26 protein-coding genes are annotated in these 25,772 nt (G+C 60.2%); 16 read left to right on the top strand and 10 right to left on the bottom strand.

The features are described from left to right. Positions 1 to 48 precede the first annotated feature (48 nt). Genes BUQ73_RS02980 through BUQ73_RS02990 form a run of 3 tightly spaced genes read left to right on the top strand, consistent with a single transcriptional unit; the run spans position 49 to position 3,110 of the window. Positions 49 to 1,227: an amino acid ABC transporter permease gene (locus BUQ73_RS02980; RefSeq protein ID WP_079226616.1), complete on the top strand. Its 1,179-nt coding sequence runs from the start codon at positions 49 to 51 to the stop codon at positions 1,225 to 1,227. A gap of 10 nt (positions 1,228 to 1,237) precedes the next feature. After that, positions 1,238 to 2,335, top strand: coding sequence for an amino acid ABC transporter permease (locus BUQ73_RS02985; protein ID WP_079226617.1), 1,098 nt, complete (start codon positions 1,238 to 1,240; stop codon positions 2,333 to 2,335). A gap of 10 nt (positions 2,336 to 2,345) precedes the next feature. Next, entirely contained in the window at positions 2,346 to 3,110 is a 765-nt protein-coding gene (locus tag BUQ73_RS02990) for an amino acid ABC transporter ATP-binding protein (protein ID WP_027918029.1), read from the top strand. Positions 3,111 to 3,244: 134 nt separating this feature from the next. Here the strand turns inward: BUQ73_RS02990 and algW are convergent, their stop codons facing one another. Next, complete coding sequence (gene algW, locus BUQ73_RS02995) at positions 3,245 to 4,405, bottom strand: Do family serine endopeptidase AlgW (RefSeq protein ID WP_027918028.1); 1,161 nt, start codon at positions 4,403 to 4,405, stop codon at positions 3,245 to 3,247. Between the two features lie 169 nt (positions 4,406 to 4,574). Here algW and BUQ73_RS03000 point away from each other — a divergent pair, with 169 nt between their 5' ends. The 4 genes from BUQ73_RS03000 to BUQ73_RS03015 all read left to right on the top strand — a co-directional run bounded on the left by BUQ73_RS03000 (position 4,575) and on the right by BUQ73_RS03015 (position 9,263). Next, complete coding sequence (locus BUQ73_RS03000; RefSeq protein WP_079226618.1) at positions 4,575 to 5,333, top strand: Nif3-like dinuclear metal center hexameric protein; 759 nt, start codon at positions 4,575 to 4,577, stop codon at positions 5,331 to 5,333. Between the two features lie 305 nt (positions 5,334 to 5,638). Further along, entirely contained in the window at positions 5,639 to 6,556 is a 918-nt protein-coding gene (cysD, locus tag BUQ73_RS03005; protein WP_003251799.1) for a sulfate adenylyltransferase subunit CysD, read from the top strand. A gap of 15 nt (positions 6,557 to 6,571) precedes the next feature. Further along, positions 6,572 to 8,473: a sulfate adenylyltransferase subunit CysN gene (gene cysN / locus BUQ73_RS03010; RefSeq protein WP_079226619.1), complete on the top strand. Its 1,902-nt coding sequence runs from the start codon at positions 6,572 to 6,574 to the stop codon at positions 8,471 to 8,473. A 157-nt stretch (positions 8,474 to 8,630) separates the two neighbouring features. Further along, positions 8,631 to 9,263 (top strand): hypothetical protein, encoded by a 633-nt coding sequence (locus tag BUQ73_RS03015; protein WP_192858680.1) that lies wholly within the window; start codon positions 8,631 to 8,633, stop codon positions 9,261 to 9,263. A gap of 34 nt (positions 9,264 to 9,297) precedes the next feature. Here the strand turns inward: BUQ73_RS03015 and BUQ73_RS03020 are convergent, their stop codons facing one another. From BUQ73_RS03020 to BUQ73_RS03045, 6 genes are all read right to left on the bottom strand, one after another. After that, complete coding sequence (locus BUQ73_RS03020) at positions 9,298 to 9,771, bottom strand: RES domain-containing protein (RefSeq protein ID WP_237772775.1); 474 nt, start codon at positions 9,769 to 9,771, stop codon at positions 9,298 to 9,300. Positions 9,772 to 10,208: 437 nt separating this feature from the next. Beyond that, on the bottom strand, positions 10,209 to 10,472 hold the full coding sequence (locus BUQ73_RS03025; RefSeq protein ID WP_079230472.1) for a bacteriocin immunity protein: 264 nt from the start codon (positions 10,470 to 10,472) through the stop codon (positions 10,209 to 10,211). Next, positions 10,469 to 10,789, bottom strand: coding sequence for an S-type pyocin (locus BUQ73_RS03030; RefSeq protein ID WP_079226620.1), 321 nt, complete (start codon positions 10,787 to 10,789; stop codon positions 10,469 to 10,471). The genes BUQ73_RS03025 and BUQ73_RS03030 overlap by 4 nt, the downstream gene beginning before the upstream one ends. 158 nt (positions 10,790 to 10,947) lie before the next feature. Further along, positions 10,948 to 11,211 carry a bacteriocin immunity protein gene (locus BUQ73_RS03035; RefSeq protein WP_079226621.1) on the bottom strand — a complete coding sequence of 88 codons (264 nt, stop codon included), beginning with the start codon at positions 11,209 to 11,211 and terminating at the stop codon, positions 10,948 to 10,950. Further along, positions 11,208 to 13,568, bottom strand: coding sequence for an S-type pyocin domain-containing protein (locus BUQ73_RS03040; protein ID WP_079226622.1), 2,361 nt, complete (start codon positions 13,566 to 13,568; stop codon positions 11,208 to 11,210). Before BUQ73_RS03040 ends, BUQ73_RS03035 begins: the two co-directional genes overlap by 4 nt. A 113-nt stretch (positions 13,569 to 13,681) precedes the next feature. Further along, a complete protein-coding gene (locus tag BUQ73_RS03045) occupies positions 13,682 to 14,161 on the bottom strand; it encodes an Lrp/AsnC family transcriptional regulator (RefSeq protein ID WP_079226623.1) in 480 nt (159 codons plus the stop codon). A 127-nt stretch (positions 14,162 to 14,288) separates the two neighbouring features. Between BUQ73_RS03045 and BUQ73_RS03050 the strand changes: the two genes are divergently transcribed. After that, the gene (locus BUQ73_RS03050) at positions 14,289 to 15,485 is read left to right on the top strand and encodes a methionine gamma-lyase (RefSeq protein WP_079226624.1); all 1,197 of its coding nucleotides are present in this window, start codon (positions 14,289 to 14,291) and stop codon (positions 15,483 to 15,485) included. Positions 15,486 to 15,584: 99 nt separating this feature from the next. Here the strand turns inward: BUQ73_RS03050 and BUQ73_RS03055 are convergent, their stop codons facing one another. Beyond that, positions 15,585 to 16,022, bottom strand: coding sequence for a YhcB family protein (locus BUQ73_RS03055; RefSeq protein WP_027918018.1), 438 nt, complete (start codon positions 16,020 to 16,022; stop codon positions 15,585 to 15,587). Positions 16,023 to 16,157: 135 nt separating this feature from the next. Between BUQ73_RS03055 and BUQ73_RS03060 the strand changes: the two genes are divergently transcribed. The 3 genes from BUQ73_RS03060 (at position 16,158) to zapE (ending at position 19,455) form a co-directional block, all read left to right on the top strand. Then, a complete protein-coding gene (locus BUQ73_RS03060) occupies positions 16,158 to 16,793 on the top strand; it encodes an alpha/beta hydrolase (RefSeq protein ID WP_079226625.1) in 636 nt (211 codons plus the stop codon). A 25-nt stretch (positions 16,794 to 16,818) separates the two neighbouring features. Continuing rightward, the gene (locus BUQ73_RS03065) at positions 16,819 to 18,162 is read left to right on the top strand and encodes a tryptophan--tRNA ligase (protein ID WP_079226626.1); all 1,344 of its coding nucleotides are present in this window, start codon (positions 16,819 to 16,821) and stop codon (positions 18,160 to 18,162) included. Positions 18,163 to 18,360: 198 nt separating this feature from the next. After that, positions 18,361 to 19,455, top strand: coding sequence for a cell division protein ZapE (gene zapE / locus BUQ73_RS03070; RefSeq protein WP_079226627.1), 1,095 nt, complete (start codon positions 18,361 to 18,363; stop codon positions 19,453 to 19,455). Between the two features lie 134 nt (positions 19,456 to 19,589). On the opposite strand, the gene BUQ73_RS03075 is transcribed toward zapE, so the two are convergent. Beyond that, positions 19,590 to 20,486, bottom strand: coding sequence for a GlxA family transcriptional regulator (locus BUQ73_RS03075; RefSeq protein ID WP_192858708.1), 897 nt, complete (start codon positions 20,484 to 20,486; stop codon positions 19,590 to 19,592). Positions 20,487 to 20,699: 213 nt separating this feature from the next. Further along, positions 20,700 to 21,740 carry an NADP(H)-dependent aldo-keto reductase gene (locus BUQ73_RS03080; protein WP_079226628.1) on the bottom strand — a complete coding sequence of 347 codons (1,041 nt, stop codon included), beginning with the start codon at positions 21,738 to 21,740 and terminating at the stop codon, positions 20,700 to 20,702. Positions 21,741 to 21,997: 257 nt separating this feature from the next. Between BUQ73_RS03080 and rplM the strand changes: the two genes are divergently transcribed. The 5 genes from rplM (at position 21,998) to BUQ73_RS03105 (ending at position 25,681) form a co-directional block, all read left to right on the top strand. Beyond that, positions 21,998 to 22,426, top strand: coding sequence for a 50S ribosomal protein L13 (gene rplM, locus BUQ73_RS03085; RefSeq protein ID WP_003251819.1), 429 nt, complete (start codon positions 21,998 to 22,000; stop codon positions 22,424 to 22,426). Between the two features lie 14 nt (positions 22,427 to 22,440). After that, positions 22,441 to 22,833, top strand: coding sequence for a 30S ribosomal protein S9 (gene rpsI / locus BUQ73_RS03090; RefSeq protein WP_043198013.1), 393 nt, complete (start codon positions 22,441 to 22,443; stop codon positions 22,831 to 22,833). A 264-nt stretch (positions 22,834 to 23,097) separates the two neighbouring features. Beyond that, positions 23,098 to 23,691 carry a ubiquinol-cytochrome c reductase iron-sulfur subunit gene (petA, locus tag BUQ73_RS03095; RefSeq protein WP_027918012.1) on the top strand — a complete coding sequence of 198 codons (594 nt, stop codon included), beginning with the start codon at positions 23,098 to 23,100 and terminating at the stop codon, positions 23,689 to 23,691. Then, on the top strand, positions 23,691 to 24,902 hold the full coding sequence (locus BUQ73_RS03100) for a cytochrome b (protein ID WP_016395499.1): 1,212 nt from the start codon (positions 23,691 to 23,693) through the stop codon (positions 24,900 to 24,902). The genes petA and BUQ73_RS03100 overlap by 1 nt, the downstream gene beginning before the upstream one ends. Then, on the top strand, positions 24,902 to 25,681 hold the full coding sequence (locus tag BUQ73_RS03105; protein ID WP_027918011.1) for a cytochrome c1: 780 nt from the start codon (positions 24,902 to 24,904) through the stop codon (positions 25,679 to 25,681). The genes BUQ73_RS03100 and BUQ73_RS03105 overlap by 1 nt, the downstream gene beginning before the upstream one ends. Positions 25,682 to 25,772 lie beyond the last annotated feature (91 nt).

The raw sequence follows: 25,772 nt of genomic DNA on the forward strand, positions 1-25,772 counted from the left end.
CATCCCGCCGCCGCAGGTTGTTCGAATCCCTATTTTTCGGGGCACTTCATGCAAAATCAAATTGGCGCACCCAAGGGGCTTTCCCTGAACGACCCGCGTGTGCGCGCCTGGCTGTTCCAGATTCTCACGATCGTCTTCGTGGTGGGGCTGGGCTGGTACCTGTTCCACAACACCCAGACCAACCTGCAACACCGGGGCATCACCTCGGGTTTCGACTTTCTTGAGCGCAGCGCCGGTTTCGGCATCGCCCAGCACCTGATTCCCTACGTGGAATCCGACAGCTATGCGCGGGTGTTCGTCATCGGCCTGCTCAATACCCTGCTGGTGACCTTCATCGGCGTCATCCTGGCGACGATACTGGGCTTCATTATCGGTGTGGCGCGGCTTTCGCCGAACTGGATGATCAACAAACTGGCGACCGTGTATGTGGAGACGTTTCGCAACATCCCGCCGTTGCTGCAGATCCTGTTCTGGTATTTCGCGGTGTTCCTGACCCTGCCGGGGCCACGGGGCAGCATCAACATCGACGACACCTTCTTCATCAGCAACCGTGGCCTGAACATGCCCGGCGCCTCCATGGCTGAAGGCTTCTGGCCGTTTGTCGTTGCCGTGGTGCTGGCGATCGTGGCCATCGTGGCGATGGTGCGTTTCGCCAACAAGCGCTTCAACGAAACCGGCAAACCGTTCCACAAGTTCTGGGTGGGGCTGGCACTGTTCATTGCCATCCCGGGCCTGTGCGCGATGCTGTTTGGCAGCCCGGTGCAGTGGGAAGTGCCGCAACTGAAGGGCTTCAACTTCGTTGGTGGCTGGGTGCTGATCCCTGAGCTGCTGGCCCTGACCTTGGCACTGACTATCTATACGGCCGCGTTCATCGCTGAAATCGTGCGCTCGGGTATTCGTTCGGTCAGCCATGGCCAGACCGAAGCCGCCCGTTCGCTCGGCCTGCGCGAGGGCCCGACCCTGCGCAAGGTAATCATCCCCCAGGCACTGCGGGTGATCATTCCACCGCTGACCAGCCAGTACCTGAACCTGGCGAAGAACTCGTCGCTGGCAGCCGGCATCGGCTACCCGGAGATGGTCTCGCTGTTCGCCGGTACCGTGCTCAACCAGACCGGCCAGGCCATCGAGGTGATCGCCATCACCATGAGTGTCTATCTCGCCATCAGCATCAGCATTTCGCTGTTGATGAACTGGTACAACAAGCGCATTGCGCTGATCGAGCGGTGAGGATACGCACGTGAATGCACATGTTTTCAAACCCGACATGCCGCCACCGGTGAAAACCGTCGGCGTGCTCGCATGGATGCGTGCCAACCTGTTTTCCAGCTGGCTCAACACCCTGCTGACCCTGTTCGCCGTGTACCTGATATGGCTGATCGTGCCACCGCTGGTGCAATGGGCGCTGATCGACGCCAACTGGGTCGGCACCACCCGCGCCGACTGCACCAAGGACGGCGCCTGCTGGGTGTTCGTGCAACAGCGCTTTGGCCAGTTCATGTATGGCTACTACCCGGTCGAGCTGCGCTGGCGCGTGGACCTCACCGTGTGGCTGGCCGTGCTCGGCGCTGCACCGCTGTTCATCAAGCGCTTCCCGCGCAAGGCCATCTACGGCCTGGGCTTTCTGGTGCTGTATCCGGTCATTGCCTACACCTTGCTGCACGGCGGCCTGCTGGGCCTGACCAACGTCGCCACCAGCCAGTGGGGCGGGCTGATGCTGACCCTGGTGATTGCCACCGTGGGCATCGTCGGTGCCTTGCCGCTGGGCATTCTGCTGGCCCTCGGGCGGCGTTCGCGGATGCCGGCGGTGAAGGTGGTCTGCGTCACGTTCATCGAGTTCTGGCGGGGCGTGCCGCTGATCACCGTGCTGTTCATGTCGTCGGTGATGCTGCCGTTGTTCCTGCCTGAAGGCATGAGCTTCGACAAGCTGCTGCGGGCGATGATCGGGGTGATCCTGTTCCAGTCGGCGTACGTCGCCGAGGTGGTGCGCGGTGGCTTGCAGGCCATTCCCAAGGGCCAGTACGAAGCTGCCGCCGCCATGGGCCTGGGCTACTGGCGCGCCATGGGCCTGGTGATTCTGCCGCAAGCGCTCAAGCTGGTGATCCCCGGCATCGTCAACACCTTCATCGCCCTGTTCAAGGACACCAGCCTGGTGATCATCATCGGCCTTTTCGACCTGCTCAACAGCGTCAAGCAAGCTGCTGCCGATCCGGCCTGGCTGGGCATGGCCACCGAGGGCTATGTGTTCGCCGCCCTGGTGTTCTGGATTTTCTGTTTCGGTATGTCCCGCTACTCCATGCACCTGGAGCGCAAGCTGGACACTGGCCACAAGCGTTAGGAGTTTCGAAATGAGTGAAGCGATCAAGCAGCCTGCCGGCCCCGAAGGCATCATCCAGATGCAGGGCGTGAACAAGTGGTACGGCCAGTTCCATGTGCTCAAGGACATCAACCTGAACGTGCGCCAGGGCGAGCGTATCGTGCTGTGCGGCCCGTCCGGCTCGGGCAAGTCGACCACCATCCGTTGCCTCAACCGCCTGGAAGAACACCAACAGGGCCGCATCGTGGTCGATGGCGTGGAGCTGACCAACGACCTCAAGCAGATCGAGGCGATCCGCCGCGAGGTGGGCATGGTGTTCCAGCACTTCAACCTGTTCCCACACCTGAGCATTCTGGAAAACTGCACCCTGGCGCCGATGTGGGTGCGCAAGATGCCGCGGCGCAAGGCCGAGGAAATCGCCATGCACTATCTGGAGCGGGTGCGTATTCCGGAGCAGGCGCACAAGTTTCCGGGGCAGTTGTCCGGTGGCCAGCAGCAGCGCGTGGCGATTGCCCGGGCGCTGTGCATGAAGCCGAAGATCATGCTGTTCGACGAGCCGACGTCGGCGCTGGACCCGGAAATGGTCAAGGAAGTGCTCGACACCATGGTCGGCCTGGCGGAGGACGGCATGACCATGCTCTGTGTGACCCACGAAATGGGCTTTGCCCGCACCGTGGCGAACCGGGTGATCTTCATGGACAAAGGGGAGATCGTCGAGCAGGCGGCGCCGGATGACTTCTTCGACCGACCGCGCAGTGACCGGACCAAGCTGTTCCTCAGCCAGATCCTGCACTGATGCAACCTGGGCCGCTTTGCGGCCCTTCGCGGGCAAGCCCGCTCCCACAGGTACGGCACCGACTTTGAGTCCAGTGCAGTACCTGTGGGAGCGGGCTTGCCCGCGAAGGGCTGCAAAGCAGCCCCAATTTGCCCTTACTTCTCTTCCGAGTTGGTGGCCGGTGCAGGAGGCGGGCGCAGCCCCACCTCGGCAATCAGCTTCAACTGCTGACCATTGCGCATCACCTCGATGGTGATCTTGTCGGTCGGCTTGATCCGCGCGACCTGGTTCATCGACTTGCGCCCGTCGCCGGCGGGTTCACCGTTGATGCTCAGGATCACGTCACCCAGCTGCAACCCGGCCTTCTGTGCCGGGCCGTCGCGGAAGATGCCGGCCACCACGATGCCAGGGCGGCCCTGCATGCCGAACGATTCGGCCAGTTCCTGGCTCAACGGCTGCACCTCGATGCCCAGCCAGCCACGGATCACCTGGCCGTGTTCGACGATCGATTTCATCACTTCAAGCGCCAGCTTGATCGGGATGGCGAAGCCGATGCCCTGGGAGCCGCCGGACTTGGAGAAGATTGCCGTGTTGATACCGACCAGGTTGCCATTGGCGTCGACCAGCGCACCACCGGAGTTGCCCGGGTTGATCGCCGCGTCGGTCTGAATGAAGTCTTCGTAGTTGTTCAGGCCCAGCTGGTTGCGGCCGGTGGCGCTGATGATGCCCATGGTCACGGTCTGGCCAACGCCGAATGGGTTGCCGATGGCCAGCACCACATCACCGATGTGGATGTTGTCGGAGCGGCCAATGGTGATGGCTGGCAGGTTCTTCAGGTCGATCTTCAATACCGCCAGGTCGGTTTCCGGGTCGCTACCGATCACCCGTGCCAGGGTTTCGCGGCCGTCCTTCAGGGCCACGACGATCTGGTCGGCGCCGCTGGTGACGTGGTTGTTGGTCAGCAGGTAGCCCTCGGGGCTCATGATCACCGCCGAACCCAGGCTCGACTCCCAGCGGCGCTGCTTGGGCAGGTTGTCACCGAAGAAGCGGCGGAACTGCGGGTCCTCGAACAGCGGGTGAGCGGTCTTGTTCACCACCTTGGTGGTGTACAGGTTGACCACTGCCGGGGCGGCGAGGGTCACGGCGTCAGCGTAGGACACCGGGCCCTGCATGATCCGCGTGGTTTGCGGGGCTTGCTGCAGGTTGACGTCCTGGCTGGGCAGGCCGACCCACTCTGGGTAGCGCTGGATGATCAGTACGGCGATCAGAATGCCGGTGAGCAGGGGCCAGCCAAAGTAACGCAAAGCCTTGAACATGAACGAGTCCTGGAAAGAGCGGGGGGCCGTCGGCCGCGCAGTGGGGCATGAGCGCGCGCGATCATACACCGGTTCCCCCGATGCCGGCGACGGCCCATAATGGCCGGCATTATACGGGCGTTCTCCAGGCGTTGCGCCCGGGAAAAGCGCAGATTTCGAGGAGATTTTCATGGCCGTCGCACTCAACACCCTCGTCGAGGAAGCCGAACGCTACCTGGGCAGCGCGAAGATCCAGGATTATTGCCCCAACGGCCTGCAGGTCGAGGGGCGGCCGCAGGTCATCCGCATCGTCAGCGGCGTCACTGCCAGCCAGGCGCTGCTGGATGCTGCGGTCGAGGCCGAGGCCGACCTGATCCTGGTGCACCACGGTTACTTCTGGAAGGGCGAGAACCCGTGCGTTACCGGGATCCGTCAGCGCCGCCTGAAGACATTGCTGAAGCACGACATCAGCCTGCTGGCGTTTCATCTGCCGTTGGATGTGCACCCCGAGGTTGGCAACAACGTGCAGCTGGCGCGGCAACTGGATATCACCGTCGAAGGCCCGCTGGATCCGGCAAACCCCAAGGTGGTCGGGCTGGTCGGCTCGCTGAGCGAACCGGTGACCGCGCGCGATTTTGCCCGCCGGGTGCAGGAAGTGCTCGGGCGCGAGCCGTTGCTGGTGGAAGGCGACCAGATGATTCGTCGGGTCGGCTGGTGCACCGGGGGCGGGCAGGGCTATATCGATACCGCGATCGCTGCCGGAGTGGACCTGTATCTCACCGGCGAGGCGTCGGAGCAGACCTATCACAGCGCCCGGGAGAACGGGGTGAGCTTCATCGCCGCCGGGCACCATGCAACCGAGCGGTACGGCGTGCAGGCGCTGGGCGATTACCTGGCGCGGCGGTTTGCCCTGGAGCATCTGTTCGTCGACTGCCCAAATCCGATCTGATATCGGCGTCGCCTGCTTCGCGGGTAAACCCGCTCCCACAGGGATAGCGCCAGTCTTCATGAGTTGAGCAATTCAGCTGCTCCCACAGGGATAGGGCCAGGCCTGAGGCTGTGCATCACCTGTGGGAGCGGGTTTACCCGCGAAAGCGCCAGGCCGGCCAGCCCCAAACCCTCAGTCATATCGTTAGACTTTTTCGATCTAGCCCGCCTCCTAAATAGAAGCAGCCGCTGTGATAAAGTGGCTCGCTCGAACACGGCCCGCTGGCCGTCCATAAGATCGTTTTTCGTGTTTTTTCGTGAGTAGCCATGGTCGACAAACTGACGCACTTGAAACAGCTGGAGGCGGAAAGCATCCACATCATCCGCGAGGTGGCCGCCGAGTTCGATAACCCGGTGATGCTGTACTCGATCGGCAAGGATTCCGCCGTGATGCTGCACCTGGCGCGCAAGGCCTTCTTCCCGGGCAAGCTGCCGTTCCCGGTGATGCACGTCGACACCCAGTGGAAATTCCAGGAGATGTACAGCTTCCGCGACAAGATGGTCGAGGAAATGGGCCTGGAGCTGATCACCCACGTCAACCCCGAGGGTGTGGCGCAGGGCATCAACCCATTCACCCATGGCAGCTCCAAGCACACCGACATCATGAAGACCCAGGGCCTCAAGCAGGCGCTGGACAAGCATGGTTTCGATGCCGCCTTCGGTGGCGCGCGCCGTGACGAAGAGAAGTCGCGGGCCAAGGAGCGTGTCTACTCGTTCCGTGACAGCAAGCACCGCTGGGACCCGAAGAACCAGCGCCCAGAGCTGTGGAACGTCTACAACGGCAAGGTCAACAAGGGCGAGTCGATCCGCGTCTTCCCGCTGTCGAACTGGACCGAGCTGGACATCTGGCAGTACATCTACCTCGAAGGCATCCCAATCGTGCCGCTGTACTTCGCCGCCGAGCGTGAAGTCATCGAGAAGAACGGCACCCTGATCATGATCGACGACGAGCGCATCCTCGAGCACCTCTCCGAGGAAGAGAAGGCGCGCATCGTCAAGAAGAAGGTGCGTTTCCGTACCCTCGGCTGCTACCCGCTGACGGGCGCTGTCGAGTCGGAAGCCGAGACCCTGACGGACATCATTCAGGAAATGCTCCTGACCCGTACGTCCGAACGCCAGGGCCGTGTCATCGACCACGATGGCGCCGGTTCCATGGAAGACAAGAAACGCCAAGGCTACTTCTAATTTCAGGGTTACTCCATGTCGCACCAATCTGATCTGATCAGCGAGGACATCCTCGCCTACCTGGCCCAGCACGAGCGCAAGGAACTGCTGCGCTTCCTGACCTGCGGCAACGTCGACGATGGCAAGAGCACCCTGATCGGGCGCCTGCTGCACGACTCCAAGATGATCTACGAGGACCACCTCGAGGCCATCACCCGTGATTCGAAGAAAGTCGGCACCACCGGCGAAGAAGTCGACCTGGCGCTGCTGGTCGACGGCCTGCAGGCCGAGCGTGAGCAGGGCATCACCATCGATGTCGCCTACCGCTACTTCTCCACCGCCAAGCGCAAGTTCATCATCGCCGACACCCCGGGCCACGAGCAGTACACCCGCAACATGGCCACCGGTGCGTCGACCTGTGACCTGGCGATCATCCTGGTCGATGCCCGCTACGGCGTGCAGACCCAGACCCGCCGCCACAGCTACATCGCATCCTTGCTGGGCATCAAGCACATCGTGGTTGCGGTCAACAAGATGGACCTCAAGGGCTTCGATGAAGAAATCTTCGAGTCCATCAAGGCCGACTACCTGAAGTTCGCCGACGCCATCAACCTGACCCCGAGCAGCCTGCACTTCGTGCCGATGTCGGCGCTCAAGGGCGACAACGTGGTCAACCACAGCGATCGCTCGCCGTGGTACGCCGGCCCGACGCTGATGGAAATCCTCGAAACCGTCGAAGTGTCGGCAGACCGCAACTTCACCGACCTGCGTTTCCCGGTGCAGTACGTCAACCGCCCGAACCTGAACTTCCGCGGCTTCGCCGGCACCCTCGCCAGTGGCGTGGTGCACAAGGGCGACGAAATCGTCGTGCTGCCTTCGGGCAAGAGCAGCCGGGTCAAGTCCATCGTCACCTACGAAGGTGAACTGGAAAGCGCCGGCCCAGGCCAGGCCGTGACCCTGACCATGGAAGACGAGATCGATATCTCCCGTGGCGACTTGCTGGTGCACGCCGATAACGTGCCACCGGTGACCGACCAGTTCGACGCCATGCTGGTGTGGATGGCCGAAGAGCCGATGCTCCCAGGCAAGAAATACGACATCAAGCGCGCCACCAGCTATGTGCCGGGCTCGATTGCCAGCATCACCCACAAGGTCGATGTGAATACGTTGGAGCAGGGTGCTGCCAGCGCTCTGCAGCTGAACGAGATCGGCCGCGTCAAGGTAGCCCTGGACGCCTCGATCGCCCTGGACGGTTACGACAGCAACCGCACCACTGGCGCGTTCATCGTCATCGACCGCCTGACCAACGGCACCGTCGGCGCCGGCATGATCATCGCGCCGCCAGTTCTGCCGCACGGCAGCACCGGCCAGCATGGCAAGCAGGCTCACGTGGCTACCGAAGAGCGCGCCCTGCGCTTCGGCCAGCAACCGGCCACCGTGCTGTTCAGCGGCCTGTCCGGGGCTGGCAAGAGCACTCTGGCCTATGCCGTCGAGCGCAAGCTGTTCGACATGGGCCGTGCGGTGTACGTGCTCGATGGCCAGAACCTGCGCCATGATCTGAACAAGGGCCTGCCACAGGACCGCGCCGGCCGCACCGAGAACTGGCGTCGCGCCGCCCACGTGGCGCGCCAGTTCAACGAAGCCGGCCTGCTGACCCTGGCTGCGTTCGTTGCCCCGGATGCCGAAGGCCGCGAACAGGCCAAGGCGCTGATCGGCAAGGACCGCCTGGTGACCGTTTACGTTCAGGCCTCGCCGCTGGCGTGCCGCGAGCGTGATCCGCAAGGCCTGTACGCTGCGGGTGGCGACAACATCCCGGGCGAAAGCTTCCCGTTCGATGTGCCGCTGGATGCGGACCTGGTGATTGATACCCAGAGCACCAGTGTTGAAGAAGGCGTGAAGCAGGTGCTGGATGTGCTGCGTCAGCGTGGCGCTATCTAAACGCAGGTGCTGAATGAAAAACCCCGCTTCGGCGGGGTTTTTTGTTTTTTGGGGTTTCTATGATTGCTTTATATTTTGACAACTTGACAAGTTGACAGATTTTTCTCGGGGCTCTAGCCTATGGGCACACGGGCAACCCAGGCTCTGAGGAGGTTTCATGAGTGTGGTCTCCCACGATGCGATTCATCCCGCGCTCGCAAGCATCGAGGCCGCCAAGGCTGCATTGCGGGAGCGCTTCGAGGAGCATCTTGCTCGAGCGTCGGCGGCGGTAGTGCTGAAAGCCGTGGCGCTTGCAGACGAGAAGGCTTTTGCTGCGCTCGCCAAGGTCGAGGTTGAGGCGAAGCGTAGTATTGCAACGCGCAACCAGGAGGCGGTGGCCAGGATGAAGGCGCGCGCCTTTGAACGGGTAGACACTCGCTGTGAGCTGCTCGACGCTAAAGCAGCGTGCGAAATTCTGGGCATTACCAAACAAGCACTAAGTCAGAAGACCAAGGCGGGGAAGCTCCTGGCCTACACCAATACCGGCAATCGCAGAAAGTTCTACCCGTCGTTTCAGTTTGTCGAAAACAAGCCAAGGTCGATCATTGAGGCATTGATTACATCGCTTGATGTTGATCCTGCTGATACGGAAGCAATGAACACGCTCGTTCAGCACCTGGTCGGCAGAATGGATTACTCCGACCCAGGCGAGCCGAGCAACGAAGTGCCCCGGTTTGAAGTACTGGATGATTCAGCTGCTCTGGAAATTATCAAGCGTGACTACCGGAATGCGTTCATGGCGGGACAGTGAAGGCGGGCCTCGTGAGAGGTCCGCTTTTTTGTGCTCACTCCAGCACTACACCCAGACTCTCCAGGAATTCCACAGCCGTCTCCCCATTCGGTAACAGTGCTTCCATACACAGTTGGTGGCTGATCGCCTCGACTTGGCGCCTACGGCCCTCGAACAGCACCAGGTTGCACCCGTCCATGGACCCGGTCACGGTGTAAACCGCTGACTGATAGAGCAGGCCATCGACCTCACCGACATTCATGCATGCTTGGCTGATTTTTTGGGTGAGTGCATATCCCTCTCGTCCCTGTCCCTTGGCCTGCACGATATCGCGCACTTTGTGGTGGGTGGCTCTATTCGCCAATGCGGCCACGTCAACCACGTTCAATACACGCGCCGCCTTGAGTCGATGCAGTGATGTTTGCTCTAGTCGCCAGAGACTCACTGACTGGTCATCAACACCCTGGCCAGGCTGGAAGGACTCGGCCACGGCAACCTCCTCGGTGAGACCGAGGTAATAGACGCCGATCTGTTTGGCGGGATCGGCATAGCGGGTGTCGGAGTCTGCACAATAGTTGACGGGGTTGGCATCTTATAAGGAAGGCTGGACGCGGTGCAGCGCTGTACCCACTGGTATGTGGCGTATCAGCTCCGGATAACGCCTCAGTGTCTCTAGCACTTGCCTGGCAATGGTATTTTCGGGCTGTTTCGCCATACCACTCATGAAAAGCCTCCGAGCAACTGCCGTGGTGTTTGCAGGTGCCGCCAAATGAACGGCAGGAGCTACTTAGCCTTTCTTGTCCTAGATGGACTTGAAGTGCCGGTCATAGTCACTTGGGTGTTCACATCCTTGCTTGTAAGGATCCATATCGCAGGCGAATTTCTGGTTCTGCCGATCAGACAAAAGAAGGATTCTGCCATTGGCGCAACCGGATAGAAGCAGCATCAGCATCCATACACATTTGTTCATTGCATGTCTTTGAACAGGGAAAGTTCCTTTGATTTTCGCCAAGCAATGATCCGTGCGATCACCCCTTCGGCGCAGCCCTCGAGGTCGTTTGCCGGGTAGTAGAGGAGGTCAGAGCCATCCGGGTGTCCGGCCATCTCGATAAAGTGTTCGAGCAAGCGATCCTGCCAAGCCGAGGTACCGGAAGCCTGTAGCAATTCCTCAACCACAGTCCTGAATTCGGCGCACGTGTAATCTGTAAGGGAGAGTTTTTGACTAATCACCACTTTACCTCCGATGACAGCGCGTACTGCAGGGCACTCATGATCCGCAGGTTCTCGGCGTCGTACATCGCACCGCCAAAGGCGGGTGAGTCGAGGTGGCAGATCTCAAAGTTGCGCACGCCTTTTGCGGTTTCACCGAAAGGCGCGCGGGGTGGCCAGCCTTGCTTGATGCGGTTGAGTTGCGAGGTAACGAATTGTTGGGAGTAGATCGGATCTTCTGCGATTGCCAGCCAGAAAGCCTGAGAGAAATCGTCGAAGTCGTTGAAGGTTTGTTCAGCAAGTTTGTTTGCTATATGCCCGGGGAGTGGGAATGCCATGTCAGCGTTTCTCTCTTGAAGTGATGTCGAGATCATGGCTGTGTTTTTTTGGGATGGAAATATTCACCGTGCTACATTGGATGTAGGTTCATTTTGAAGAGATTGTAGGAGTGTTCTCACTCCAAAGGGAGGTACCCCGCCGGAGCGGGGCTTAGGGCTCAAGGGGCTTTTAATCCGGTTTTTTGGTTGGAGGCGCGCCACTCTTTAATAATTCGTAAAATTTCTTCAGGGGTGTCCAACCCATCGGCTTCAGGCCAATAGATAAGGTCAGATCCGCTGGGGTGCTCAGAGATTTCTTTGAATTTCAAGATGCGCAAATCCAGTTCTTTTTCGCTTACATCATCCGCCGGATCGGTGATGGAGGTAATGAACTCAAGGAATTCAGCCTCGGTGAAGTCGGAAAATATCTTGTTGTCTTTCATTGCGATGTCCCGTAGTGGATTCGGTTATGAGCCTCTGGTGTCACCACTCTTATATTGTCTACGTCGTATACGGCTCCACCTTCCGAAATTGGAATGACATGGTGAAGTATAAAGGTAGCATTACCTTTGTAGTGGTCGATGTCGCGCGCCTTAGGGGCGTAGCCTTTGCTCATGAGCTTATTGTTTGTGGTGTTGAATTGCTTTGAGAGCTCTAGTGTATTGGCGACAATTTTCCAGAATTCACTTCTGAACGCATCAAAGTCTCGAAATTCTCTGCCTCTCAGCAAGTCTGCAATTACAGCGGGAATTGCGGCGCCAGCTTTCCGGGTTTCCTCTGAAAGCCAGACACCTTCGACCATTGATCCTTGACCTGTGACGGTTCCCGGTTCATACCGTGGACTCTTGAAAACCACCAGGATAGGCGGCAATCCCGAGTCGATCGGGAAGGTGATGATCAGCCGTTCCTGATCGAGAAGATCCAGTGCAGGATAGCTTTCCGTTGTGTTGCTTACAGGGTTGAGGCTGCTGCCGGTGTAAACAACCGTGCCCGGCGGAGCGGGTGGCAGGCTAGTGGAGCTACCTTCACCACCTCCGGGCGGGCTGGCGGGTGTCCAGGTCAGGATGCGCTGTGGGTTCTCCAGTGCGAGGCTGTATACCTGCCGTTCAGCATCAAGTGTTGCGGCCCTTACCGGCACTGCCTTACCGCCGGGAACCAGGTACAAGCTGATGTCGTTTGCGTCTTCACTACCGGCAAGTAAATAAGGCACGTCCACGCTGGCTGTTGAAAGGGCGAGGGCGGCCAGGTCAGGTCCGTCTGGTGGAGAAAGGCTGGAAAGAGGAGTGCTGATCAGGTACCGCCTTTCCGAATTACCCAGCGTTGCAGGCCAGGCTGCCGAAAGTATGGCTACAGCCAAGGGGGCCTTTGTGGTAGCCAATCGACCTACCGCTGCGATGATTGCTTCGCGAATAGCAACCGACGCGACATCCGCAGCAAAGGTCGCCAACCCGATCGGAATGACGGTCGTCGCAGAGGCAGCGGAGTGGGTGTCGTTGATGTAACTGATGCGTTGGCGTGCTGCCTCGGCTTGCTGCCGGGCCGCTTCTTCGGCAGCTATCCGTTCAGCTTCTGCTTGCTGACGTGCAGCTTCTTCGCTAGCTATCCGCGCTGCTTCTGCTTGCTGACGTGCAGCCTCTTCGGCAGCTGCATGTTCGGCTGCAATCCTTACCTGCAGTTGTTCCATTTCCATCGCACGCTGGGTGAGGTTCGCCATGGACGCGCTGAATTGCTGCAAATAGCGAATGGACTCTGTGAGCGCCAGTGCCCGGTGATAATCTGCCCAAAGCACGCCGGCCCGGCGGGTGGCCTGTTCGTCGACGAGGTCTTGCAGTGCCTCGGTTTGAGGCTTGGAAAGTGGCGAGACGATGTTCGGGTTGGAGTCACTGAAAGCGGGTATCTCGGTTTGCTTCGCGGTGATCAGCGCATTGGCAGTGTTTACATAGGCCGAAAAGCGCTGGATGAGGGTATCGGTTTCCTGGGTTGGTGTGGATTGAGCCACTTGGTGCTGCAGGAAGCTGGGCAGGCAGTCGAAGCAGATCTGCTGTTCATGAAGAATTTGCCCATACCGCCGTTCGATGGCTTTGGGGAGGTCGACAGCAGGTTGCGCAATTTCTGCCTCGTCGACCTGGCGAGCCATTTCAGGCAGGTCCACCGCCAACGCCTGAAACTTCTGCGCTGCGATGTGCAAGCGGTAGGCGGCATCGACAGAAGCGTTGAAAGTCTCCCAGACTTGTCGGCCCCATACCTCGCCAGAGGTGCCCATCGGGAATGCGCCATCGTCATTCAAACGGGTGGCGAAGGAGTCGTAGCGTTTATAAAAAGGAATGGCACCGTAGAAGCTGATTGCCACGGGTGCGATTTGAAGATACTCGGCGCGCCTTTGTTGCAAGCTCGTAGTGGCCAGTTGTTGGCGTAGCTCCAGATGCTGGACAGGCTGACCCGCAGCTCCCGCGATTGCCTGTTGTTCGATGGCAGCGCGTTCAGCACTGATTTGCGCGGGAAGTTGCTCAAGAGCGGGTGCATATTGTTCGGCGTGGATATTGTTGACGGCAGTAAACTCCTCGCCGAAAACCGTTCGCCAGCCTTTTTCCTGGGCGAAAGGGCTAGGCCCTCCAGTACCTCGAGGCCGCCCTACATCCAGCCCCCAGCCGCCATAGCCGGTCCCAGACAACGGGGGCAACGGGCTGAGAGGCACTCGATCTGGGGCTTGCGCGCGCGTCAAGACGCCCTCATTCAGATTCAGCGCACCGCGGGAATCACGGAAGGGTTCACCAAATTTGACGGTTTCATTTTGAGCCATGTAGACATCCTCCTGGTCGCTACATGGCAAGCGTGCTTCAGGCAGTGTTTCTCGTATGTCAGGCGCTGCTCGTCAATCAGTAGGAGGATTCCTACTGACTGGAAAGATCTGTTTTAGATGTGTTTTTCAGCAACAGGAATAACGCGTTTTTCCTTAACCGCCTTGTAGGAAAAACTCGAATAGATCTCTTTCACCCCCGGCAACCGCTGCAGCACTTCCCGAGTAAACTCCCCGAACGACTCCAGATCCCTCGCCAGAATCTCCAGCAAAAAGTCATACCGTCCGGATATGTTGTGGCAGGACACTATTTCGGGAATCTCCATCAGCCTTTGCTCGAACGCCAAAGCCATGTCCTTGGTATGCGAATCCATCATGATGCTGACAAACGCCGTCACCCCAAACCCCAGCGATTTGGGCGAAAGAATGGCCTGATAACCGGTGATGTAGCCGTTGTCCTCCAACAACTTGACCCGTCGCCAACAAGGCGAGGTGGTCAGCGCGACCTGGTCGGCCAGTTCAGAGACGGTGAGGCGGGCGTTATCCTGCAAGGCCGCGAGCAGGGCGCGGTCGGTGCGGTCGAGGCTTGAAGGCATGTTTTGCCCTCCTGGTGTTGTATTTATTGTTTTCTTTCCAAAACATGCACAGATACGTGGGTAATTTTGGAAAAATTCAGGCAGCTCGGTGGCATAAGCTTATAGCAAACCACCAGAGGCTGTTGCCATGCGCGACTCCCATAACAACATCGGTTTTTCCACCCGCGCCATCCACTATGGCTACGACCCGCTTTCCCACGGCGGTGCCTTGGTGCCGCCGGTTTATCAGACTGCAACCTATGCTTTCCCCAGCGTCGAATACGGCGCAGCATGCTTTGCCGGGGAGGAGGGCGGCCACTTCTACAGCCGCATCTCCAACCCGACCCTGGCCTTGCTGGAGCAGCGCATGGCGTCGCTGGAAGGGGGCGAGGCAGGCCTGGCGCTGGCCTCGGGCATGGGCGCGATCACATCGACCTTGTGGACCCTGCTGCGCCCCGGTGACGAACTGATCGTGGGGCGCACGGTGTATGGCTGCACCTTTGCCTTCATGCACCATGGCATCGGCGAGTTCGGGGTGAAAATCCGCCATGTCGACCTCAACGACACCAGCGCGCTGAAAGCAGCGATCACCCACAAGACTCGGATGATCTACTTCGAAACCCCGGCCAATCCGAACATGCAACTGGTCGATATCGCGGCGGTGGCCGAAGCGGCGCGGGGGCATGACCTGCATATCGTGGTCGACAATACCTATTGCACGCCGTATCTGCAGCGGCCTCTGGAGTTGGGCGCCGACCTGGTGGTGCATTCGGCGACCAAGTACCTCAGTGGCCACGGTGATATCACGGCTGGCCTGGTGATCGGGCGCAAGGCGCTGGTGGACCGGATTCGCCTTGAAGGCCTCAAGGACATGACTGGCGCGGTACTGTCGCCGCACGATGCCTCACTTTTGATGCGTGGCATCAAGACCCTCGCGTTGCGCATGGACCGTCACTGCGCGAATGCCCTGCAAGTTGCTGAATTCCTTGCGTGTCAGCCGCAGGTGGAGCTGATCCAGTATCCGGGGCTGCCCTCGTTCGCTCAATACGAACTGGCGCAGCGGCAGATGCGCTTGCCGGGCGGCATGATCGCTTTCGAGCTCAAGGGCGGTATCGAAGCCGGGCGGCGCTTCATGAATGCGCTGCAACTGTTTGCCCGGGCGGTGAGCCTGGGCGATGCCGAGTCGCTGGCGCAGCACCCTGCGAGCATGACCCATTCCAGCTATACGCCCGAAGAGCGGGCGCATCACGGGATTTCCGAGGGCCTGGTGCGGTTGTCGGTGGGGCTGGAAGATGTCGAGGATCTGCTGGCGGATGTCGAGCAGGCTTTGAAGGCTTGCAGCTAGATTGCTTGCTCGGGCCTCTTCGCGGGTTTACCCACGAAGAGGCCAGTGAATCCAGCCCAAGAAAAAGGCCTCATGCGAGGCCTTGTTCGTTTAAGCGGTTCAGCGCTTGAGCCCGTAGCTCTCGTCGAGCATGCCCGGCGAGTTCGGCGACTTCGGTGCATAGTCGCGCGGCACTTCGGCGGTGTCCTTCGGCGGGGTCAGGCGGTCACGCGGACCCTGGGTACCCTCGGAGTGCAGGGCGGCGAGCAGACGCTGGCGGGTCAGCTCGTCGAGTGCCAGGTGGTTGGCGCCGTCGGCCAGGTGATCTTGCACGTCCTGGTAGCTCTGGGTCAGCTTCTTGACCAGTACCGCGGTGCTGTTGAAGTGGGTAACCACCTGGTTCTGGTAGCTGTCGAAACGCTGCTGGATATCGTCCAGCTGACGTTGGGTGCTGCTTGGCGCCGCATTGGGCAACAGGCGGGCCACGATGAAACCGACCGCCACACCGATGACCAGGGCCAGGGTTGGCAACAACCAAACAAGGAGCGAGAGTTCCACGAGTCCTTCCTCTATAAACGGCTTTGCTTTACGTTAACGGCTCAGACCTGCGCTGTATACCGCGAGCGATCGCAAATCAGAACAGAATTCCTCACCTAGACGAAACGACCCCCCTTGAGGTCACGGAGTAGTGCCTTGCTTGTTCGCGAAACCCCCTTGTTCATCGATGGCCCGATCGGCCAGCTGGAAGCCTTGTACCTGGATGTGGCCGATGCCCGCGGTGCGGTGCTGATCTGCCACCCCAACCCGGTCCAGGGCGGCACCATGCTCAACAAGGTGGTTTCGACCCTGCAGCGCACCGCCCGCGACGCCGGCTATGTGACCTTGCGCTTCAACTACCGCGGTGTCGGCCAAAGTGCCGGCAGCCATGACATGGGTGCTGGCGAGGTGGCCGATGCCGAGGCCGCCGCAGCGTGGTTGCGCGCGAAGCACCCCGAGCTGCCGCTGGTGCTGATGGGCTTCTCGTTCGGCGGCTTTGTCGCCACCAGCCTGGCCGGGCGCCTTGAAGCGCAAGGTGTGGCGCTGCAACAGCTGTTCATGATCGCCCCGGCGGTGATGCGCCTGACCGCCGACTTCCCGTTGCCACAGCGCTGCCCGATCGCCGTCGTGCAGCCGGACGCCGACGAAGTCGTCGATCCGCAACTGGTTTACGAATGGTCCGACGCACTGGGGCGCCCCCATGAGCTGCTGAAAGTGGCAGAATGCGGACACTTCTTCCATGGCAAGCTGACCGATCTGAAGGATCTGCTGCTGCCGCGCCTTTCGAACTGAGCCAAGCCTGAATAAGCGAACACCCATGACCACGCGCATCCTCACCGGTATCACCACCACCGGCACCCCGCACCTGGGCAACTACGCCGGCGCCATCCGCCCGGCGATCGTCGCCAGCCAGCAGCCCGGTGTCGACTCGTTCTACTTCCTGGCCGACTACCACGCCCTGATCAAGTGCGACGACCCGCTGCGCATCCAGCGTTCGCGCCTGGAAATCGCCGCCACCTGGCTGGCCGGTGGCCTGGACCCGGCGAAGGTAACCTTCTACCGCCAGTCCGACATCCCCGAGATCCCGGAACTGACCTGGCTGCTGACTTGCGTCGCGGCCAAGGGCCTGCTCAACCGCGCCCACGCCTACAAGGCCTCGGTGGACAAGAACCTGGAAACCGGCGAAGACCCGGACGCCGGCGTGACCATGGGTCTGTACAGCTACCCCGTGCTGATGGCCGCAGACATCCTGATGTTCAATGCCAACAAGGTGCCGGTCGGCCGTGACCAGATCCAGCACGTGGAAATGGCCCGTGACATCGGCCAGCGCTTCAACCACCTGTTCGGCCAGGGCAACGACTTCTTCGCCCTGCCGGAAGCGGTGATCGAGGAGAGCGTGGCGACCCTGCCGGGCCTGGACGGGCGCAAGATGTCGAAAAGCTACGACAACACCATCCCGTTGTTCACCAGCGCCAAGGACATGAAAGACGCCATCTCGCGCATCGTCACCGACTCGCGTGCGCCTGGCGAAGCCAAGGACCCGGACAATTCGCACCTGTTCACCCTGTTCCAGGCCTTCTCGACGCCAGCGCAGTGCGCAGCGTTCCGCGAAGAGCTGCTGCAGGGCCTGGGCTGGGGCGAGGCCAAGCAGCGCCTGTTCCAGCTGCTCGACGGCCAATTGGCCGAGAAGCGCGAGCACTATCACCAGCTGATCTCGCGCCCGGCAGACCTGGAGGACATCCTCCTTGCCGGCGCCGCCAAGGCCCGCAAGATCGCCACCCCGTTCCTCGAGCAGCTGCGTGAGGCCGTTGGCCTGCGTTCGTTCCGCAGCAGCGTGCAGGCCACCACCGAAGTGAAGAAGAAAGCCGCCAAGAGCGCGCGCTTTGTCAGCTTCCGTGACGAAGATGGCAGCTTCCGCTTTCGCCTGCTGGCCGCCGATGGCGAGCAATTGCTGCTGTCGCGCAGCTTCGCCGACGGCAAGAGCGCCGGTGCCGTGAGCAAGCAGCTGCAGCAGGGCGGCGAAGCCGACGTGCGTGTCGAAGGCCTGGGCTTCAGCCTGTGGCTCAACGGCGAGCAGGTTGCCGACGGGCCGCAGTTCGACAGCGCCGAAGCCCGTGATTCGGCTGTCGAAAGCCTTCGTGTAGCGCTTCAGCCGTTGTAGGAGCGGATTTATCCGCGAACACCGGCATAGCCGGTGCCAGGCACCGCGTTGTCTGCTTCGCGGGTAAATCGGGGCGCCGAACCGCCGCTCCCACAGGAATGCGAACCGCCTGAGGCATTTCGCCGCAAGTCTGATTGCCATTAAGCGGGCCTGTCGCTACAGTGACGGCCCGTTTTTTGTTGCCTCGCTAACGAAATCATGACGCCCCTAGAACGATATCAAGCAGATCTGAAACGTCCCGACTTCTTCCATGACGCGGCGCAGGAAACTGCGGTACGTCACCTGCAGCGTCTATACGACGACCTGGTGCACGCGCAGAACAAAAAGCCGGGCGTGTTCGGCAAGCTGTTCGGCAAGAAGGAGCAGACGCCGGTCAAAGGCCTGTACTTCTGGGGTGGAGTAGGGCGCGGCAAGACCTATCTGGTCGACACCTTCTACGAAGCGCTGCCGTTCAAGCAGAAGATGCGCACGCACTTCCACCGCTTCATGAAGCGCGTCCACGAGGAAATGAAAACCCTCAAGGGCGAAAAGAACCCGCTGACCATCATTGCCAAGCGCTTCAGCGACGAAGCCAAGGTGATCTGCTTCGACGAATTCTTCGTTTCCGACATCACCGATGCCATGATCCTTGGCACTTTGATGGAAGAGCTGTTCAAGAACGGTGTCTCGCTGGTGGCGACCTCCAACATCGTCCCTGACGGCCTGTACAAGGACGGCCTGCAGCGCGCGCGCTTCCTGCCGGCCATCGCCATGATCAAGCAGTACACCGACGTGGTGAACGTCGACAGCGGCGTCGACTACCGTTTGCGTCACCTGGAGCAGGCCGAACTGTTCCACTTCCCGCTCAACGATGCGGCGCACCAGAGCATGCGCGCCAGCTTCAAGGCGCTGACGCCCGAGTGCACCCAGGCCGTCGAGAACGACGTGCTGATGATCGAAAACCGCCCGATCAACGCCTTGCGCACCTGCGACGACGTCGCCTGGTTCGACTTCCGTGCCCTGTGTGACGGGCCGCGCAGCCAGAACGACTACATCGAGCTGGGCAAGATCTTCCATGCCGTGTTGCTGAGCAACGTGGAGCAGATGGGCGTCACTACCGATGACATCGCTCGCCGCTTCATCAACATGGTGGACGAGTTCTACGACCGTAACGTCAAGCTGATCATCTCGGCCGAGGTGGAGCTGAAAGACCTCTACACCGGCGGGCGCCTGAGCTTCGAGTTCCAGCGCACCCTGAGCCGCTTGCTGGAAATGCAGTCGCACGAATTCCTCTCGCGCGCACACAAGCCGTAAGATCCTGGGGCCGCTTTGCGGCCCTTTCCGACCGGTCCGGCGCCCCGGCAAGGCCGCTCCTACAGGCGAACGCGAAGCGGCCTTGCCGGGGCGCCGGACCGGTCGGAAAGGGCTGCAAAGCAGCCCCATTGGCCTCAGGCCTCTTGCATGAACTGCTGGCGATACTGGTTCGGCGACAACTCAGTATGCTGGCGGAACAACCGTGCGAAGAAACTCGCATCGTCGTAACCGACCTCATAACTGATGGTCTTGATGCTTTTGCGTGTGCTCGACAGCAGCCCCTTGGCCGTCTCGATGCGTAACCGCTGCAGGTAGTGCAACGGCTTGTCACCGGTCGCCCCCTGGAAACGCCGCATGAAGTTGCGGATGCTCATGCCATGGTTGCGGGCAACATCCTCGAAGCGGAACTTGTCGGCGAAGTGTTCTTCCAGCCAGTGCTGGATCTGCAGGATGATCAGGTCCTGGTGCAGTTTCTGGCCGCCAAAACCCATACGCCCAGGCGTGTAGTTGCGCTGCACTTCGTAGAGGATGTCGCGGGCCACGGCACGCGCCACATTTGCGCCGCAGAAGCGCTCGATCAGGTAGATGTACAGGTCGCAGGCTGATGTGGTGCCGCCGGCGCAGTACAGGTTGTCGGCGTCGGTCAGGTGCTTGTCCTGGTTCAGGCGGATCTTCGGGAAGCGCTCGGCGAAGCTGTTGAAGAAACGCCAGTAGGTGGTTGCCTCCTTGCCGTCTAGCAGGCCGGATTCAGCCAGCCAGAACACCCCGCTGGCTTCGGCACACAGTACGGCGCCACGGGCGTGCTGTTCGCGCAGCCATGGCAGCACCTGTGGATAACGTTGCAGGAGGTTGTCGAAATCGTCCCAGAAGGCCGGGAGGATGATCACGTCGGCATCATCGAGGCCGCCTTCGACCGGCAGCTGCACATTGCTGAAGCTATCCACCGGCTCGCCATCGGGGCTCACCAGGCAAATCTCGAACATGGGCTGCAAGCCCAGGCCCAGCTGCTTGCTGTAGCGCAGGCTGGCCAGATGGAAGAAATCCTTGGCCTGCATCAGGGTCGATGCGAACACCTTGTCAATGGCCAGGATGCTGACGCGCCGCAGCGACGCCGAGGGTTGGGTAAACATCATTGTCATTGTTCTTATAGGGTAGAGTGGTCAATCACCGGCTGGATCGTCTTATTTTTTGGCGATTGTGTCTACCCCGTGTAACTGGCGGGCCGCGAGGCGGCCCCTTGCGGCTCAAGGTGCAGGGTTCGGCTGTTCCTGGTGGATTGCCTCGATCGCCGCCAGCAGTTCGTCGCTGAGGTTCAGCTGCAGGCTGTCGAGGTTGCTCTGCAGTTGCAGCAGGTCGGTCGCGCCGATGATGTTGCTGGTCACGAACGGCTGCCGGGTGACGAACGCCAGGGCCATCTGCGCCGGGTCCAGGCCATGCGCCTGGGCCAGCTGTACATAACGGCTGCAGGCCGACACGGTCTGCGGGTTGGAGTAGCGGGCGAAGCGGCTGAACAGGGTCAGCCGGCCTTTCTCTGGCCGTGCACCGTGCTCGTACTTGCCCGAGAGCATGCCGAATGCCAGCGGCGAATAGGCCAGCAGGCCGCACTGCTCGCGGATTGCCACTTCCGCCAGGCCCACTTCGAAGCTGCGGTTGAGCAGGTTGTAAGGGTTCTGGATCGACACCGCCCGCGGCCAGCCGCGGCTATCGGCCAGGTGCAGGAATTTCATCGTGCCCCATGGCGTTTCGTTGGACAGGCCGATGTGGCGGATCTTGCCGGCACGCACCTGCTCGTCGAGTACTTCGAGGGTTTCTTCCAGTGGGGTGAACAGGTCGTTGGCCAGGTGCTGGTAACCGAGCTTGCCGAAGAAGTTGGTGCTGCGCTCCGGCCAGTGCAGCTGGTAGAGATCGATGCGGTCGGTCTGCAGGCGCTTGAGGCTCTCGTCCAGTGCGGCAACGATGTGCTGGCGGTTGTGCTTGAGCTGGCCGTCGCGGATGTGGCTGATGCCGTTGCCGGGGCCGGCGACCTTGCTCGCCAGCACCCAGTCGTCGCGGTCGTCGTTGGCGCGGAACCAGTTGCCGATGATGCGCTCGGTGGCCGCGTAGGTTTCAGGGCGTGGCGGCACCGGGTACATCTCGGCGGTGTCGATGAAGTTGATGCCGCTGGCCTTGGCCAGGGCAATCTGCTCGAAAGCCTCGTCCTGGGTATTCTGCTCGCCCCAGGTCATGGTGCCCAGGCACAGGGCGCTGACGTCGAGGTCGGTACGGCCGAGCTTGCGGTATTCCATCGGGAAAACACTCCTTGGCAAAGAAGCCCATCAAAGCAGGTTGAAATTTTTCGTGCAATCTGGATAATTCTGCCCCTCTCCGTGTGGCGGAAGTGATGCACCACCACGCAGGAAGAACCCCGTCGAACATTGGCGTGCCCGACCCGAGCCCCCAAAAGCGTCAGCGTTCGGCTGCGCGCTTGCCCTTGGCAAGCTGTGCACTATCCAGTAAGATTCGCCGTCTATTTTTCGCTGGGCGGCCTCTGAGGCTTTAGAGAATGAAAACTTTTACTGCTAAACCGGAAACAGTAAAGCGCGAGTGGTTCGTAGTTGACGCCGCTGGCCAGACCCTGGGTCGTCTGGCTACCGAAATCGCTACCCGTCTGCGTGGCAAGCACAAACCAGAATACACCCCTCACGTTGACACCGGCGACTACATCGTCGTCATCAACGCTGAACAGGTTCGTGTGACTGGTGCCAAGTCTTCCGACAAAATGTACTACTCCCACTCCGGTTTCCCGGGCGGTATCAAGGAAATCAACTTCGAGAAGTTGATCGCCAAGGCCCCTGAGCGTGTTATCGAAACCGCGGTCAAAGGCATGCTGCCTAAGAACCCGCTGGGTCGCGACATGTACCGTAAGCTGAAAGTGTACGCGGGTGCTGCTCACCCACACACTGCTCAGCAGCCTCAAGAACTGAAGATCTAACGGGAAAGTTCATTATGTCGGCGACTCAAAATTACGGCACTGGCCGTCGCAAGACCGCAACCGCTCGCGTTTTCCTGCGTCCGGGTACTGGTAACATTTCCATCAACAACCGTTCTCTGGACGTGTTCTTCGGTCGCGAAACCGCTCGCATGGTTGTTCGCCAGCCGCTCGAGCTGACCGAAACCGTTGAGAAGTTCGACATCTACGTCACCGTTTCCGGTGGTGGTGTCAGCGGTCAGGCCGGTGCGATCCGTCACGGTATCACCCGCGCTCTGATGGAATACGACGAAACCCTGCGTGGCGCTCTGCGTCGTGCTGGCTTCGTCACCCGCGACGCTCGTGAAGTCGAGCGTAAGAAAGTGGGTCTGCGTAAAGCGCGTAAGCGTCCTCAGTACTCCAAGCGTTAATACCGCTTCGGCAGTCGAAAAAAGCCCGGTTCCTTGGAACCGGGCTTTTTTTTGTGCTTGAACTAACCTGTCAGCATGTCGGTGACCACTTGTCGCATAGACGCAGATCAAGCAAAGCGCGGGTTATAGCTCCCTGTGGGGGTAATCACCTTGTCACTGTGTGGATTTGTTTCTTACCATGGCGGCCAATTTTTAGCGCCACAGACACAACCTAAGTACAGGCCAGGTCCAACTGGCCAAGCAAAGCTGATGGGAGAGGACTGAATGAGCAATGACGGCGTCAACGCAGGCCGGCGCCGCTTCCTCGTAGCCGCGACATCCGTGGTCGGGGCAGCGGGGGCAGTGGGGGCTGCGGTACCGTTCGTGGGGTCATGGTTTCCCAGTGCCAAGGCGAAGGCGGCCGGCGCACCGGTGAAGGTCAATATTGCCAAGGTCGAGCCGGGGCAGCAGATGGTTGCCGAGTGGCGTGGCCAGCCGGTATTCATCGTGCGGCGAACGCAGGAGATCCTTGGCAACCTGAAGAAGATCGAAGGTGACCTCTCCGACCCTCAGTCGAAGAGCTCGGTGCAGCCGGCCTATGTCGATCCCGAGGTTCGCTCGATCAAGCCGGAAATCCTCATTCTCGTAGGCCTCTGCACGCACCTGGGCTGCTCGCCGACCTTCCGCCCGGAAGTCGCGCCTGCAGACCTCGGGCCGAAGTGGGTCGGTGGCTATTTCTGCCCTTGCCACGGCTCCCACTACGACCTGGCCGGTCGTGTCTACAAGTCGCAGCCGGCGCCTCTCAACCTGCCAGTGCCGCCGCACTCTTATGAGTCGGACGACATCGTCGTCATCGGCGTCGACCAGGAGAAAGCATGATGAGCAAGTTCATGGACTGGATTGACGCTCGCTTCCCCGCCACCAAGATGTGGGAAGACCATCTGAGCAAGTATTACGCGCCCAAGAACTTCAACTTCCTGTATTTCTTCGGCTCGCTGGCGCTGCTGGTGCTGGTCAACCAGATCGTCACTGGCGTGTGGCTGACCATGAGTTTCACGCCCTCGGCGGAAGAGGCCTTCGCCTCGGTCGAGTACATCATGCGTGACGTCGAGTACGGCTGGATTCTGCGCTATCTGCACTCTACCGGCGCCTCGGCGTTCTTCATCGTGGTCTACCTGCACATGTTCCGCGGCCTGCTCTACGGGTCCTACCAGAAGCCCCGAGAGCTGGTGTGGCTGTTCGGCATGCTGATCTACCTGGCGCTGATGGCCGAAGCCTTCATGGGCTACCTGCTGCCGTGGGGGCAGATGTCGTACTGGGGTGCCCAGGTGATCATCTCGCTGTTCGGTGCCATTCCGGTGATCGGCGGTGACCTGACCCAGTGGATCCGCGGTGACTACCTGATCTCGGGCATCACCCTGAACCGCTTCTTCGCCTTGCATGTGGTAGCGCTGCCGATCGTGATTCTGGGTCTGGTCGTGTTGCACATCCTGGCACTGCACGAAGTGGGCTCTAACAACCCTGATGGCGTGGACATCAAGAAGAAAAAGGACGAAAACGGCATTCCGCTCGACGGCATTCCGTTCCATCCGTACTACACCGTCAAGGACATCGTCGGCGTGGTGGTGTTCCTCTTCGTGTTCTGCGCCGTGGTGTTCTTCTTCCCGGAAATGGGTGGTTACTTCCTGGAAAAACCCAACTTCGAGCAGGCGAACGCGTTCAAGACGCCAGAGCATATCGCCCCTGTGTGGTACTTCACGCCGTTCTACGCGATCCTGCGCGCGGTGCCTGACAAGCTCATGGGTGTAATCGCCATGGGCGCTGCGATCGCTGTGCTGTTCGTGCTGCCTTGGCTCGACCGCAGTCCGGTGCGCTCCATGCGCTACAAAGGCTGGATCAGCAAGGTCTTCCTGCTGGTGTTCTGCATTGCCTTCGTCATCCTCGGCATTCTCGGTGTGTTGGCACCTACTCCTGGGCGTACCTTGCTGTCGCAGGTGTGCACGGTGCTGTACTTCGCCTACTTCCTGCTGATGCCGTTCTACACAAGGCTCGAGAAGACCAAACCGGTTCCGGAAAGGGTGACTGGCTGATGAAAAAGTTGATTGCAGTATTTTTGCTGGCAGTGATGCCTGCCTTTTCCTTCGCTGCCGAACATGGCCTGGAGCTGGACAAGGTCGATATCGACCTGACCGACAAGGCAGCCATGCAGGACGGTGCACGCACCTTCGCCAACTATTGCATGGGCTGCCATAGCGCCAAGTTCCAGCGTTACGAGCGGGTGGCCGATGACCTTGGCATCCCCCATGAACTGATGCTCGAGAAGCTGGTGTTCACTGGCGCCAAGATCGGCGATCACATGCAGATCGGCATGCAGCCCAGCGATGCCAAGACCTGGTTCGGTGCCGCGCCGCCCGACCTGACCCTGGTCGCCCGGGTGCGGGGTACCGACTGGCTGTACACCTACCTGCGCAGCTTCTATGAGGACAAGTCGCGCCCGTACGGGGTCAACAACAAGGTGTTCCCGAACGTCGGCATGCCTAACGTGCTGGTCGGCCTGCAAGGCAATCAGGTGGTTGGCTGCAAGCAGGTGCAGATGGTGGTCGATGGCAAGAAGCAATTCGACCCATTGACGGGTAGCCCGCTGACCCATGAAGCTTGTGATCAGCTGACCATTACGCCGAATTCCGGTACCCTGAACACCGAGCAGTTCGACGAGAAGGTCAAGAACCTGGTGACCTTCCTGGCCTATTCGGCCAACCCGGTCAAACTGGAAAGCCAGCGCATCGGTACCTACGTGTTGCTGTACCTGGCTTTCTTCTTCGTATTTGCCTACTTGCTCAAGCGCGAATACTGGAAGGACGTGCACTGATCACGCAGTAATTTCTGGTAGTTGAACGCGCCCGCGGGGCCCTGGCAGAGTTGCCAGGGCCCCGCGGGCGCGTTTTCATTTAGAGTTTTAC

This window comes from Pseudomonas putida, assembly GCF_002025705.1.
Taxonomy (GTDB): Bacteria; Pseudomonadota; Gammaproteobacteria; order Pseudomonadales; family Pseudomonadaceae; genus Aquipseudomonas; species Aquipseudomonas putida_J.